At 71.4% G+C, this 12,416-nt stretch carries 11 protein-coding genes; 10 read left to right on the top strand and 1 reads right to left on the bottom strand.

The window, feature by feature from the left end:
• The first annotated feature begins 29 nt into the window (after positions 1-29).
• The 8 genes from HQK15_RS01755 to HQK15_RS01720 all read left to right on the top strand — a co-directional run bounded on the left by HQK15_RS01755 (position 30) and on the right by HQK15_RS01720 (position 8,816).
• On the top strand, positions 30-728 hold the full coding sequence (locus HQK15_RS01755; protein WP_173489712.1) for a redox-sensing transcriptional repressor Rex: 699 nt from the start codon (positions 30-32) through the stop codon (positions 726-728).
• Positions 725-2,017: a glutamyl-tRNA reductase gene (locus HQK15_RS01750; RefSeq protein ID WP_173489711.1), complete on the top strand. Its 1,293-nt coding sequence runs from the start codon at positions 725-727 to the stop codon at positions 2,015-2,017. Before HQK15_RS01755 ends, HQK15_RS01750 begins: the two co-directional genes overlap by 4 nt.
• Positions 2,014-2,940 carry a hydroxymethylbilane synthase gene (gene hemC, locus HQK15_RS01745; RefSeq protein WP_173489710.1) on the top strand — a complete coding sequence of 309 codons (927 nt, stop codon included), beginning with the start codon at positions 2,014-2,016 and terminating at the stop codon, positions 2,938-2,940. Before HQK15_RS01750 ends, hemC begins: the two co-directional genes overlap by 4 nt.
• A 29-nt stretch (positions 2,941-2,969) precedes the next feature.
• Positions 2,970-4,595, top strand: a complete 1,626-nt coding sequence (locus tag HQK15_RS01740) for a bifunctional uroporphyrinogen-III C-methyltransferase/uroporphyrinogen-III synthase (protein ID WP_437340234.1) — start codon at positions 2,970-2,972, stop codon at positions 4,593-4,595.
• Between the two features lie 9 nt (positions 4,596-4,604).
• The gene (gene hemB / locus HQK15_RS01735; RefSeq protein ID WP_173489709.1) at positions 4,605-5,582 is read left to right on the top strand and encodes a porphobilinogen synthase; all 978 of its coding nucleotides are present in this window, start codon (positions 4,605-4,607) and stop codon (positions 5,580-5,582) included.
• Positions 5,583-5,656: 74 nt separating this feature from the next.
• Positions 5,657-6,190: a PadR family transcriptional regulator gene (locus HQK15_RS01730; protein ID WP_173489708.1), complete on the top strand. Its 534-nt coding sequence runs from the start codon at positions 5,657-5,659 to the stop codon at positions 6,188-6,190.
• Positions 6,187-6,882 carry an ABC transporter ATP-binding protein gene (locus tag HQK15_RS01725; RefSeq protein ID WP_173489707.1) on the top strand — a complete coding sequence of 232 codons (696 nt, stop codon included), beginning with the start codon at positions 6,187-6,189 and terminating at the stop codon, positions 6,880-6,882. Before HQK15_RS01730 ends, HQK15_RS01725 begins: the two co-directional genes overlap by 4 nt.
• The gene (locus HQK15_RS01720; RefSeq protein ID WP_173489706.1) at positions 6,879-8,816 is read left to right on the top strand and encodes an ABC transporter permease family protein; all 1,938 of its coding nucleotides are present in this window, start codon (positions 6,879-6,881) and stop codon (positions 8,814-8,816) included. Before HQK15_RS01725 ends, HQK15_RS01720 begins: the two co-directional genes overlap by 4 nt.
• A 205-nt stretch (positions 8,817-9,021) precedes the next feature.
• On the opposite strand, the gene HQK15_RS18730 is transcribed toward HQK15_RS01720, so the two are convergent.
• Positions 9,022-10,245, bottom strand: coding sequence for a lytic transglycosylase domain-containing protein (locus tag HQK15_RS18730; RefSeq protein WP_217361316.1), 1,224 nt, complete (start codon positions 10,243-10,245; stop codon positions 9,022-9,024).
• Between the two features lie 177 nt (positions 10,246-10,422).
• Between HQK15_RS18730 and hemL the strand changes: the two genes are divergently transcribed.
• Together hemL and HQK15_RS01705 are read left to right on the top strand one after the other, a co-directional pair.
• Positions 10,423-11,739: a glutamate-1-semialdehyde 2,1-aminomutase gene (gene hemL / locus HQK15_RS01710; protein ID WP_173489705.1), complete on the top strand. Its 1,317-nt coding sequence runs from the start codon at positions 10,423-10,425 to the stop codon at positions 11,737-11,739.
• Between the two features lie 24 nt (positions 11,740-11,763).
• On the top strand, positions 11,764-12,414 hold the full coding sequence (locus HQK15_RS01705; RefSeq protein ID WP_173489704.1) for a histidine phosphatase family protein: 651 nt from the start codon (positions 11,764-11,766) through the stop codon (positions 12,412-12,414).
• Positions 12,415-12,416 lie beyond the last annotated feature (2 nt).

The following is a 12,416-nucleotide window of genomic DNA, read 5'->3' as shown; positions in this document are numbered from 1 at the left end:
AATCCCCAGCACGGCAGCGCAGGAGCACCGTGACCATTCTTCGCAGCCCTCGGCTCGCCGACGGAACTGCCCGTGGCATCCCTGATGCCACCGTGGCCCGTCTGCCGGTCTACCTGCGCGCACTCAACGCGCTGACCGAGCAGGGCGTCGGGTCCTGCTCGTCGATCGAGCTCGCCGAGAAGGCCGGGGTCAACCCCGCCAAGCTCCGCAAGGACCTGTCCTACCTCGGCTCCTACGGCACGCGCGGCGTCGGCTACGACGTGGAGTACCTCCGCTACCAGATCGCGCGCGAGATGGGGCAGACCCAGGACTGGGAGGTCGTCATCGTCGGGATCGGCAACCTCGGCTCGGCGCTCTCGGCCTACCAGGGCTTCAGCACGCGTGGCATCCGCGTCGCGGCCCTCGTCGACGCCGATCCGCAGCGGGTCGGCTCCACGGTCTCGGGCCTCACGGTCAGCTCGCTCGACGACCTCGACGCGATCGTCGCCGACCGGTCGATCTCGATCGGTGTCATCGCGACGCCCGGCGACGCGGCCCAGCAGGTCGCCGACCGTCTGGTCGCCGCCGGTGTCACGAGCATCCTGAACTTCGCGCCTGCGCTCGTGCAGGTGCCCGACGGGGTCGACGTCCGCAAGGTCGACCTGTCGGTCGAGCTGCAGATCCTGGCCTACCACGAGCAGCGCAAGACCGGCACGGACAGCAAGGAGCCGAAGGTGAGCAACGCATGAGCGTCCTGGTGGTGGGCATGTCCCACAAGTCGGCGCCGATCGACGTGCTCGAGCGCGCCTCGCTCGACGTCGACGCGTCGGTCAAGCTGTCGCACCTCGTGCTCGAGGCCCCGTTCGTCACGGAGTCGGCGGTCATCTCGACCTGCAACCGGGTCGAGATCTACGTCGAGGCCGAGCGCTTCCACGGTGCGGTCGAGGAGGTCTCGCGGCTGCTCGCCGAGCACTCCGGCCTTGATCGTGACGACTTCGTCCGCCACGTCTACGTGCACTTCGACGAGGCCGCGGTCGCCCACCTGTTCGGCGTCGCCGCCGGCATGGACTCCATGATCCTGGGGGAGAGCCAGATCCTCGGCCAGGTCCGCGAGGCGCTGCACAGCGCCCAGGCCGAGTCGACGGTCGGCTCGGCCCTCAACGCGCTGTTCCAGCAGGCCCTGCGCATCGGCAAGCGCGGCCACGCCGAGACCGGCATCGACCGCCTGGCCCCGTCGATCGTGACGGCCGGGCTCGATGCCGCCGGGCCCGTCGTCGACGCGGCCGACACCCGGTTCCTCGTCGCGGGCGCCGGCACGATGGCCAGCCTGGCCGTGCGCACGCTGATCGACCGCGGCGTCGACCCGACGCGCATCATGGTCGCCAACCGCACCTACCAGCGCGCCTACGCGCTCGTCGCGACGTTCGGCGTCAGCGCCGTGCGCTGGCAGGCGATGGACGTCGAGCTGTCGGCCGCCGACGTGCTGATCAGCTGCACGGGCGCCAGCGGCGTCGTGTTCACCCCCGAGCGGATCGCGAAGGCCGCCGAGGGCCGCAGCATGGCCCTGATCGACCTGGCCCTGCCGCGTGACATCGACCCGGCGGTTCGCGAGATCGAGGGCATCGACCTCGTCGACCTCGTGGTCCTCTCCCAGCTGTCGGCCAACGCCGAGCTCGCGGCCGACGTCGCGCAGGTGCGCGACATCGTGGAGTCCGAGGTCCGGACGTTCCTCGCCGCCAAGGCCGCGTCGCACATCACGCCGACCGTCGTCGCGCTGCGCACCATGGCGACCGACATCGTCGCCGCGGAGCAGGCCCGGATCGAGTCGCGTCTGCCCAACCTCACCGACGACGAGCGCGCCGACGTCCGCAAGGCGCTGCACCGTGTCGCCGAGAAGCTCATCCACGCGCCCACCGTGCGCGTGCAGCAGCTGGTCGACGGACCGGCGGGCCTGACCTACGCCGATGCGCTGGCCGACCTGTTCGCGCTCGATCAGTCGGCCGTCGACGCCGTGACCCGGGTGGGTGACAAGCCATGACGACACTTCGCCTCGGCACCCGGGCCAGCGCGCTCGCGGTGACCCAGTCCCAGCACATCGCCGACCGCATCACGGCCGAGACCGGCGCCGCGGTCGAGCTCGTCACGATCTCGACCGAGGGTGACCGCAGCTCGGCCCCCCTCGCCACGATGGGTGGGCAGGGCGTGTTCGTCGCGGCCCTGCGCGAGGCGCTGCTGCGCGGCGACGTCGACCTCGCGGTGCACTCGCTCAAGGACCTGCCCACGGCCCCCGATCCTCGCCTGGTGCTGGCTGCCATCCCCCGGCGCGAGGACCCGCGTGACGTGCTCGTGGCCCGCGACGGCCTGACCCTCGGAGAGCTGCCGCAGGGCGCTCGCGTCGGCACCGGCTCGCCGCGTCGTGAGGCCCAGCTCAACGCCCTCGGGCTCGGGGTCGAGGTCGTCGCGATCCGCGGCAACGTCGACACCCGCATCTCGAAGATCGCCTCCGGCGACTACGACGGAGTGCTCCTGGCTCGTGCCGGGCTGCTCCGCCTCGGTCGCGCCGACGAGGCCACCGAAGTGATCGATCCTCTCCAGATGCTCCCCGCCCCCGGGCAGGGAGCCCTGGCGTGCGAGTGCCGCGCCGACGACGACGCGACCATTCGCCTGCTCGAACGGCTCGACGACAGCGACACCCGTGCTGCCGTCACCGCCGAGCGAAGCCTCCTCGCAACACTCGAGGCTGGCTGCAGTGCACCGGTGGGAGCTCTGGCCGAGATCGCCGACGGCGACCACGGCGACGAGCTCTGGCTCCGTGCCGTCGTCGGAGACGTCTCCGGCTCGCCCACCATCCGACTGTCCGCGACCGGCCTCCCCTCGGAGGCCGCCGCGGTCGGTGAACGTCTTGCTGTCGAGATGCTCGCCGAAGGTGCCGACGCCCTCGTGGCCGTCGCCACCTCCTGACCCCCTGACAGACCGAGAAAAGGACCACCGTGACCATCACCCCGATGCGAGAAGCACCGACCACGTCGACGCCGAGCGCACGCAAGGCCCCGCGCGGCCACGTGAGCTTCGTCGGCGCCGGACCGGGCGACGCGAGTCTCCTGACGGTTCGTGCTGCCGAGCTGCTCGCGCAGGCCGACGTCGTCATCACGGAGCTGCCGGAGCAGGCTGCTCTCGTCACCAACGGTGCCGAGATCATCGACGGCGGCATCGGCGAGGACGGCGAGATCCTCACCCACGCCGCTCGTGCCCGCCTCGTCGTCAAGCACGCCAAGACCGGCGCCCACATCGTCCGTCTGATCGCCGGCGACCCGTTCACCTACGCCACCGGACCCGAGGAGGCCGCTGCGTGCAGCAAGGCCGGCATCGGGTTCGAGATCGTGCCGGGCATCTCGTCGATCTCCGCGGTCCCGGCCTATGCCGGCGTCCCGCTGACCAACCGCACGCACCGTGAGTACTCGGTCGTCAGCGTCGGCGACGCGTCGATCAACTGGGCCGACCACGCGAGCGAGGACACGCTCGTCCTGCTGTCGGCCGTCGCCCGCATCGGTGAGGTCGCCTCCGGCCTCGTCGACGCGGGACGCAAGCCCGACACCCCAGTCGCGATGACCCGGGTCGGCACGACCACCGAGCAGACCACGGTCGTCTCGACGCTCGCCGAGATCGCGGCCGACGCCAAGGCGGCCGGCATGACCGCTCCGGCGATCACGGTCGTCGGCGAGGTCGTCTCGATGCGCGAGGCGCTGTCGTGGTTCGAGACCAAGCCGCTCTACGGCTGGCGCATCCTGGTGCCCCGCACCAAGGAGCAGTCGGCCGGTCTCGCGTCCCGTCTGCGGGGCTACGGAGCGATCTCCGAGGAGGTCCCGACCATCTCGGTCGAGCCGCCGCGCAACCCGCAGCAGATGGACAAGGCCGTCCGGGGCCTCGTCGAGGGTCGCTACGAGTGGATCGCGTTCACCAGCGTCAACGCCGTCAAGGCCGTGCGCGAGAAGTTCGAGGAGTACGGGCTCGACGCCCGTGCGTTCTCCGGCCTCAAGATCGCCGCTGTCGGTGACAAGACCGCCGAGGCCATCGCCACGTGGGGCATCCGCGCCGACCTCATCCCGTCGGGAGAGCAATCGGCCCGCGGTCTCCTCGAGGACTGGCCGCCGTTCGACGAGCTGCTCGACCCGATCAACCGGGTCTTCCTGCCGCGCGCCGACATCGCGACCGAGACCCTCGTGGCCGGCCTGATCGATCTGGGCTGGGAGGTCGACGACGTCACCGCCTACCGCACCGTCCGGGCGGCCCCGCCGCCAGCGCCGACGCGCGAGGCGATCAAGACCGGCAAGTTCGACGCGGTCATGTTCACCTCGTCGTCCACGGTCCGCAACCTCGTGGGCATCGCCGGCAAGCCGCACACGTCGACGATCATCGCGTGCATCGGCCCCGCGACGGCCAAGACCGCCGAGGAGCACGGCCTGCGGGTCGACGTCCTCGCCGAGTCGCCGTCCGTCGAGGAGCTGGCCGATGCGCTCGCTGAGTTCGGCACGGCCCGTCGTCTGGGCTTCGTCGAGGCTGGCGAGCCGGTGACCAAGCCGTCGCAGAAGCGTCCGTCGTCGCGCCGCAAGGCCTAGGGAGGCCCCATGTCGTTCCCCACTGACCGTCCTCGTCGTCTGCGCTCGACGCCTGCGATGAGGCGGTTGGTGGCGGAGACGCACGTGCAGCCGTCCCAGCTGGTGCTGCCGATGTTCGTCGCCGAGGGGCGCAGCGAGCCGCGGCCGATCAGCAGCATGCCGGGCGTCGTCCAGCACACGCGCGACTCCGCACGCCGGGCCTACGCCGAGGCGGCGGAGCTCGGGCTCGGGGGCGTCATGCTGTTCGGCCTGCCCGAGCACAAGGATGCTCAGGGCTCGGGGGCACTCGATCCCGACGGCATCCTCAACGTGGCCCTGGCCGACGCGCGGGCCGAGGTCGGCGACGACCTGCTCGTCATGGCCGACCTGTGCCTCGACGAGTTCACCGACCACGGGCACTGCGGCGTGCTCGACGCGCGGGGCCGGGTCGACAACGACGCGACGCTCGAGATCTATGCGCAGATGGGGGTCGTGCAGGCCGAGTCCGGCGCCCACGTGGTCGGCCCCAGCGGCATGATGGACGGCCAGGTCGGCGTCATCCGGGCGGCGCTCGACGCGGCCGGCCACGACGACACGGTGATCCTCGCGTACGCCGCGAAGTACGCCTCGGCGTTCTACGGCCCCTTCCGCGAGGCCGTCGACTCCTCGCTGCAGGGCGACCGCAAGACCTACCAGCAGGATCCCGCCAACGGCCGTGAGGCGATCCGCGAGACGCTCCTCGACATCGAGGAGGGGGCCGACATCGTCATGGTCAAGCCGGCGATGACCTACCTCGACCTCATCGCCGACGTGCGCGCCGCGGTCGACGTCCCCGTCGCCGCCTACAACATCTCGGGCGAGCTCGCGATGGTCGAGGCCGCGGCGGCCAACGGATGGCTGGAGCGGGAGCGGGCGATCGACGAGATCATCCTCTCGATCCGCCGCGCAGGAGCCGACATCGTGCTGACCTACTGGGCGACCGAGGTGGCCGCGCGCCTGTCGCGCTGAGGCTCTGGGGGCGTGGGTCGTTCTTCATGCCTAGCTAGTCGCTCCGAGTAGACACTGTGTGTATAGTCCGGAGCATGTCCGTTTCGAAGACCCTCCTGGGGCTGCTCGCGACCGAGCCGGCGCACGGCTACACCCTCAAGCAGCGGTACGACCGGCGCTTCAGCCCGGTCAAGCCGCTGCCGGCGGGCCAGGTCTACGCCTCGCTGTCGCGCTTCGAACGCGACGGCCTGGCGGTCGTCACGGGCACCGAGGACGGCGACGGGCCGTCCCGGATCCTCTACGCCATCACGCCCGATGGAGTGACTGCATGGGAGACCTGGATGTACACCCCTGAACCTCCGTCGACCTACGCCTCGAGCACCCTGCTCACCAAGGTCACGCTCGCCCTGATCTCCGGGCGTGACGCCGACACCGTCCTCGACGCGCAGCGGACCGTTCACCTGGAGCGCATGCGCGAGCTCACCGCGGCCAAGGCCGTGGCATCGGCCTCCGACCTGCTCGCCATGACGTACGAGCTGGCGCATCTGGACGCCGACCTGCGCTGGATCGAGGAGGCGGGCGGACGGCTCGAGTCGCTCGGCGGCGAGCTGTCGGGAGACCGCGCATGACCGCCGCGACGTCCACGGTCACCTCGGCGCTCGAGGCGAGAGGCCTGCACCTCACGTTCGGTCGCACCGAGGCCCTGCGGGGTGCGAGCCTGACCGTCGCTCGCGGCGAGGTGCTGGCCCTGATGGGTGCCTCCGGCTCGGGCAAGTCGACCCTCCTGTACTGCCTGGCGGGCATCCTGACGCCCGACGCGGGGGAGGTGCGCCTCCTCGGTGACCCGGTGGCTGACCTCGGCGAGCGTGCCCGGGCCGACCTGCGCCTGTCCCGGGTGGGCTTCGTGCTGCAGGGTGGCGAGCTGGTCCCAGAGCTGACGCTGTCCGAGAACGTCGCGCTGCCTCTGCAGCTGCTGGGTGTCAGGCACACCGAGGCAGCCCGTCGAGCCGAGCAGATGCTGGCCTCCGTCGATCTGGCCGAGGCGGGTGGCAGGCGAGCCGGCGAGGTGTCCGGGGGTCAGGCGCAGCGGGCGGCCGTCGCCCGCGCGCTCGTCCACGATCCCGAGGTCGTGCTCGCCGACGAGCCGACGGGTGCGCTCGACACGGTCAACGGTGAACAGGTGCTCGAGCTGCTCCTGACCAGTGCTCGCTCACGGGGCGCCAGCGTCGTGCTCGTGACCCACGACCACCGGGTCGCGGCACACGCCGACCGTCTGGCGATCATGCGGGACGGCGTCGTGCTCGAGGACCGCGACGCATGAGCGGCGAGGTGCGACTCGGACTGCGTCTGGCGGGTGGAGGTCGTCCGCGCGAGCGGATGCGGATGATCGGGACCGGGCTGGCCCACGCCGTCGGGGTCTGGGTCCTGCTGGTCGTCATCGCAGCAGTTCGTGCGGAGATCGCCCTGCCCGACTACGACGGAGATGCGCTTCCGCTGCTCGTCGTCACGGTCGTCGCCACGGTGGGCGTGCCGATCATCGTGCTGCTCGCGACGATGGCACGCCTCTCAGCGGTCCTGCGTGACCGTCGCCTGGCGTGCCTTCGGGTGCTGGGCCTGTCGCCCGGCCGGACGCGTGTGGTCGCCTCGGTCGAGGCCGGCGCCTCGGCTGCCATCGGCTCGGTGCTCGGCGCACTGCTGTTCGGGGCCACGCGGCCCCTCCTGCGCGGGCTCGACGTCGCGGGGCGCGACTGGTCGTCGGCGTCGTTCGCGCCGTGGTGGTGGGCGGTCGTCCTGGTCCTGCTCACTCTGCCGTCGGTGGCCGTCGCCGTCGCCCTGGCTCCGGGGGCACGACCTGCGTCCACGCTGTCGACGCCCCCGGCGACGGCGATCGCGGCGAGGCCGCCCAGCAGGTGGCGGCTCCTGCCCCTGCCTGTCGGCCTGGTCGCGGTGAGCCTGTCGACGGTCGGCCTGGAGAGTGATGCAGACGTCGGCGATCTTCGCCTTGTCGTTCTGGTCGGTGGCGGCATCGTCACCGCGCTCGGCCTGATCATGGTCATCCCGGTCTTCACCCGCCTCGTCGCCGACCTCGTGGTGCGGGTCAAGGGCGGGCCCGCCCTGCGCATCGCGGGACGGCGGCTCCAGAGCCAGCCCGCCGGTGTCTCCCGCGTCGTGGCCGGCCTCCTGATCGGGCTGTTCGTGGTGTCGGGTGGTCGGATGGTGCTCGGCGCGTGGGAGAGCACCCCCCAGTACCTCGCAGCCGACAGTGCTGCCCGCGGCGGACAGGTGGCCTACGACGTCTACGTCGACCCGGGGTCAGGAGCAACAGACTTGGCGGAGCGCCTCGCCTCGGTGCAGGGGGTCGTCGCGGCCTACCCCCAGTGGCAGCTCATGACCGCCTGCGACATCGGCACGCCGTGCGTCAGCGCCTTCGTGGGCACCTGTGCAGATCTGGAGGCGAGCGTTCCGGACGCTGCCGGGTGTCGTGACGGGCAGGCCGCCTGGCTTGACCGGGTGGGCACCGAGGCCGGTGCGCGCCCCGGATCGAGCATCCGTTGGACCACGGGCAGCGAGGACCCCGACCGTCCCGTGGTCGACCTGGCCGCTCCTGCCGCCGATGCCGTCATCACGTCCTCCGAGTCCGACTACGCCGCGAGCGACGCGGTGCAGGCGCAGGTCTTCATCCCGCGTGGCACCGCGGGAGTCGCGACGCTCCTCGACACGATCGCGACCGACACGGCGGTGCCGGTGGCCGTCGAGGCCGACACGAGCCTGCTCGACCAGGCCGGTCTCGTCCGGGCCGTCCGGGCGATCGACCCGAGCGCCGACGTCGTCAATCCGTGGGACGACGACTCGTACGACTTCGTCGCCGGTCTGCGGGCCCTGCTGTGGGCCGTCGCGGCCGTGGTGCTGGCGATCGGCCTGCTGGGATTCGCGATCGCGACGATCGATCGCACCGTGTCGCGACGGGCGGAGATGGTCAGCCTGCAGCTGGTCGGCACCGGGCGCCGCGTCATCAGGGTCGCCCAGTGGTGGGAGGCGGCGGTGCCGTTGGTGCTGGGGCTGCTGCTCGCGACGTCGACCGGATCGGCCGTGGGCCTGGCCTATCTGTCGCTGACCGGCGACATCGGGTTCGCACCGTGGCGATCGATCACGATCCTGGCCGCCGTGAGCTCTGCCGCGGCTGTCGCGGTTGCCGGTGTGACCGTAGCGGCGTGCGCGCCCCGCATCCGGGCCGAGCTGATCCGCCGTGCGTGAGGGGCGGGTGGGATGACCGGGGGTCGGGGGGCCGCGGCGCGCCGGCGGCAGCTGCTCGTGCGGCGTCGCCTGGCGGTGCTCATCGCACTGAGACGCGCTGACCGCGCTGTGCAGGTGGCCCGGCGCAGTCGATGACATGGCAGAAGGCCCGGTCCAGGTGGACCGGGCCTTCTGCGTCAGTGCTGGGTCGTGCCGTACCGGGTGCTCAGGCGAGCAGGTCGGTGATGCACTTGGTCAGCTTGACCAGGTCGAGGGCGGAGAGGCCGCTCGAGAGGCACTTGACCTTGGCCTCGGCCCAGGTGAGGGTTGCCGACCCGTCGGTCGAGCCGCCTCCCGTGCTGGAACTGCCGCCGCCGGTCAGGTCGCCGACGAGACCGTCGACGAGGCCGCCGACGCTGCCGCTGGAGCCGGAGTCGGAACCGCCGCCGGTGCCGCCGCCCGTTCCACCGCCGTTGCCGCCGTCCGTGCCACCGCCGGTGCCACCGCCCGTTCCGGTTCCGGAGCCGCCGCCGGTCGATCCGCCGCGGTCCTTGTCGGGCTTGGGCTTGGAGCTGGCCTTCTGCTCGTCCCGGGCGGCCTTCTTGCGCTCGGCCGGGGTGAGGGTCTGGTCGGACGCCATCTGGGTCAGGACCGGTGCGGTCGAGAAGCCGTTGGGCGACTGCGTGAAGTCGCCGCTGGCGTAGGCCGACGAGATCTTCATGACCAGGTCGACGTAGGCGTCGGAGTTGTTGTAGCGCTTGAGCGCAGCCGCTGTGTCGGCGGGATCGGTCAGGTCGCCCGCGCCGGCGCAGAGGTAGATGCCGGCCGACGTGGCGGCGTCATCGATGTCCTGCGGGTTCTTGCGACCGTCGTTGTCGGAGTCGACGCCGACGGACTTCCAGGTGCCGGGGATGAACTGCATCGGGCCGACCGCGCGGTCGTAGACCGAGTTCTTGTCGAGCGCACCGGAGTCGGTGTCGGTGATGCGGGCGCGACCGTCGTTGCCGTCGAGCGGGACGCCGTAGATGCCGGGCTTGGCGATGCCGTCGGCGTTGAGCGCGTTGCCGCCGGTGCGGCCGTGGTTGGACTCGACGCGACCGATCGCGGCCACGAGGTTCCACGGGAGCTTGCACTCCTTGTCGGCCTGGCCCAGGAGGGTCTCGGCGCGTCGGTAGGCATAGAGCGCCGCCGACGGGATGCCGTTGGTCGACAGAGTCGAGACCGTGCCGGCAGCGCCGGCCTTGGCGTCGACGCCCTGGGGAGCCTGCTGGACGCTCGCGGGCTGCTCGAAGGCCGTGGCGGGAACGCTGGGGACCTCGGAGTCGGACAGGCCGCCGGATGCGGTCGCGAGACCGGAGTTGCCCAGCGCTGCACCCCAGGCGCCCACCAGGACTGCCATCGGGACGAGTGCGCTGGCCTTTTGCCACCGCGTCAGATTGCGTGCTCCCATGCGTACGTGCCCTCCCTAGCAACGCGAACCTCGCGTCGGCGAAACGTAAACCGATGTTACTGCCGGGGAACTTGTGTGCCAAGTCACCAACAGTGAGTCAACGAGGCCCGACCCCCTCAGGTTACGGGGAGATGACGCCGCCTGCCGGTCGGTTGGGCCACGCGGGACAATGGAGACGTGACCTCCACCGAAGCATCAGAGCAGCTGTTCGACCGCGCACGTGCCGTCTCGCCCGGCGGCGTCAACTCGCCGGTGCGCGCCTTCCGCGCCGTGGGCGGTAACCCGATCTTCATGGCCTCCGGCGAGGGGGCATGGCTGACCGACGTCGACGGGCAGCGCTATGTCGACCTGGTCGGCTCGTGGGGGCCGATGCTGCTGGGCCACGCGCATCCCGAGGTCCTCGCCGCGGTGGGCTCCGCAGTCTCCCGCGGCACGTCGTTCGGCACCCCCAGCGAGCCCGAGGTGCTGCTCGCCGAGGAGATCGTCGGTCGGACCTCGTCGGAGATGGTGCGCATGGTCTCGTCGGGCACCGAGGCGACGATGTCGGCGATCCGCCTGGCCAGGGGCTTCACGGGTCGCGACAAGGTCGTCAAGTTCGCCGGTTGCTACCACGGTCACGTCGACGCGCTGCTGGCCCAGGCCGGCTCGGGCGTGGTGACCCTCGGCCTGCCCGAGACGCCCGGCGTCCCGTTGCACGTCACGGCCGACACGATCGTGCTGCCCTACAACGACCGGGCCGCCATCGAGGCGGCCTTCGCGGAGTACGGCGACGAGATCGCCTGCCTGATCACCGAGGCGGCGGCCGGCAACATGGGTGTCGTCCCGCCGGAGCCCGGCTTCAACCAGTTCCTCTCCGAGGTCACGGCACGGCACGGTGCCCTCTTCATCAGCGACGAGGTGATGACCGGCTTCCGGGTGACGCGCTCGGGTCACTGGGGTCTGGACGGCGAACGTGAGGGCTGGGCCCCCGACCTCGTGACCTACGGCAAGGTCATGGGCGGTGGCTTCCCGGCCGCGGCGTTCGGCGGTCGGCGCGACGTCATGGAGCAGCTGGCCCCGGTCGGGCCGGTCTACCAGGCCGGCACGCTGTCCGGCAACCCGATCGCGACCACGGCCGGGCTGACGACGCTGCGCCTCGCGGACGCCGCAGCGTACGAGCGGCTCGACGCCGCGTCCTCCCACCTGCAGGGCCTGGTGCGCGACGCGCTCGACGCGACCGGCCTGCCCTACGTCATCCAGAACGCCGGCAACATGTTCAGCGTCTTCTGGGGCGTCGACGCCCCGGTCACCGACTTCGCGGGTGCGCAGGCGCAGGAGGCATGGCGCTACAAGCCGTTCTTCCACGCGATGCTCGACGCCGGCGTCTACCTCCCGCCGAGCGCGTTCGAGTGCTGGTTCGTCTCGGCTGCACACGACGAACAGGCACTCTCTAGAATTGGCGAGGCACTTCCTGGTGCCGCTCGCGCCGCTGCCCAGGCCACGCCCGAGAGCTAGACCCGACCACCAGCGAGGAACGTCATGTCCGAACGCACGATCGTGCACCTCATGCGCCACGGCGAGGTCCACAACCCCGAGGGCGTCCTCTACGGCCGGCTGCCGAAGTTCGTCCTGTCCGAGCTGGGCCACCAGATGGCGGCCCGCGCGGCGGAGTACCTCTCCAAGAACGAGATCGTCCACATGGTCGCCTCGCCGCTCGAGCGCGCGCAGCAGACCGCCGAGCCGCTGTCGAAGCTGCTCGAGGTGCCGATCGTCACCGACGACCGCGTCATCGAGGCCGACAACCTCTTCGAGGGCAAGACCGTCGGCGTCGGCAACGGCGCGTTCACCAACCCGCGCAACTGGTGGATGCTGCGCAACCCGATCCGTCCGTCGTGGGGAGAGCCCTACAAGGAGATCGCCGCCCGGATGCGGCTCGCGGTCGACGACGCCCGCGAGGCCGCCCGCGGCCACGAGGCCGTCATCGTCTCGCACCAGCTTCCCGTGTGGATCGCGCGTCGCGCCTACGAGCAGAAGAGCTTCGTGCACGACCCGCGCAAGCGTCAGTGCACGCTGGCCAGCCTCACCAGCCTGACCTTCGACGGCGACGACTTCGTGGGCTTCACCTACAGCGAGCCCGCTGCCGACCTGCTGCCCGCGCCGCTGCGGGGCAAGGTCGTGGGCGGAGCCTGATC

The organism is Aeromicrobium stalagmiti (assembly GCF_013283745.1).
Taxonomy (GTDB): Bacteria; Actinomycetota; Actinomycetes; order Propionibacteriales; family Nocardioidaceae; genus Aeromicrobium; species Aeromicrobium stalagmiti.
The sequence above is the reverse complement of the archived record's forward strand: the minus strand, read 5'-3'. Positions and strand labels throughout refer to the sequence as shown.